This is a genomic window from Roseovarius sp. A-2, assembly GCF_002072155.1.
GTDB lineage: Bacteria > Pseudomonadota > Alphaproteobacteria > Rhodobacterales > Rhodobacteraceae > Roseovarius.
In genome coordinates, this window is sequence record NZ_BDIY01000086.1 from 1 (window position 1) to 1208 (window position 1208).

Sequence of the window (1208 nt, forward strand, 5' to 3'; positions counted from 1 at the left end):
TAAGGTGTATCCCAAACCTTTGAAGGGATACGAGAATGGCGAAGCGCCGGAACTTTACAGACCAGTTTAAGGCCAAGGTGGCGTTGGAAGCGCTACGTGGTGACAAGACCGTGCAGGAGATCGCGGCAAAGCATCAACTGCATCCGAACCAAGTCAGCACATGGAAGCGACAAGCCATCGAAGGCATGGCCGATGTGTTTTCGGGCGGTAAGCAAAGCGGGCCGACCGAAGCCGAGGTGAAAGAGCTGCACGCCAAGATCGGGAGGTTGGCGGTCGAGAATGATTTTTTGTCGGAAGGGCTGAAGCGATGAGCCCTGAGAAGAAACGCGCGATGATCAACCGGGACCACCCGCAGCTCAGTATCAGTCAACAATGCAAGCTGGTGCGGCTCAGCCGGTCGGCGTTCTATTACACGCCCGTCGGGATCGATGCTGACACGCTGGCGATGATGAAAGAGATCGATCGGGTGTTCACCAAATATCCGTTCTTCGGCAGCCGCCAGATCGCAGCCTATCTGCGCCGGGAAGGGGTCGTCACAGGACGGCATCGTGTAAGGCGGCTGATGGCGAAGATGGGTTTGGAGGCAATCTACAAACGCCCTCGAACCAGCCAGCCGCATCCCCAGCATCCGATCTTCCCGTATTTGCTGAGAAAGAGGCAGATCGATCACCCCAATCAGGTCTGGTGCGCCGATATCACGTTCGTGCCGATCAAGAACGGCTTCCTCTACCTGGTGGCCATCATGGATTGGGCCACGCGCAAGGTGCTGAGCTGGCGGTTGTCGAACACGATGCACGCCGACTTCTGTGTCGAGGCTTTGAACGAGGCCGTCGCCAAACATGGCCCGCCCGAGATCATGAATACAGATCAGGGCAGCCAGTTCACCGGATCGGCCTGGATCACGACCCTGACCGAGGCTGGGGTGCGCATCTCAATGGATGGGCGCGGGCGTTATCTCGACAACATCTTCATTGAACGGCTCTGGCGATCACTGAAGCAGGAGGCCATCTATCTCGAAGAAATCACCGACGGCTTCCAGGCCAGGCGCGTGATCAAGGACTGGATGACCTTCTACAATACCAAAAGGCCCCATTCCGCCCTTGATCGGCAGACGCCTGACGACGCATATTGGGTAGGCTTGGAACAACAAGAAGCAGCATGAAACCTAAACCCGATACACCTTAGAAAAGCTGCAAACATGTCCGAAA

The 1208-nt window shown here is 56.5% G+C and carries 1 protein-coding gene; it reads left to right on the forward strand.

Annotation, left to right across the window (positions count from 1 at the left end; translation table 11 throughout):
• Positions 1 to 35: 35 nt before the first annotated feature.
• Positions 36 to 1162, forward strand: a protein-coding gene (locus tag BHD06_RS22680; RefSeq protein WP_217805729.1) for an IS3 family transposase whose coding sequence is annotated in 2 segments (ribosomal slippage) — positions 36 to 306 and positions 306 to 1162 — 1128 coding nt in all. Because the reading frame shifts where the segments join, the coding sequence is not laid out codon by codon here.
• Positions 1163 to 1208 lie beyond the last annotated feature (46 nt).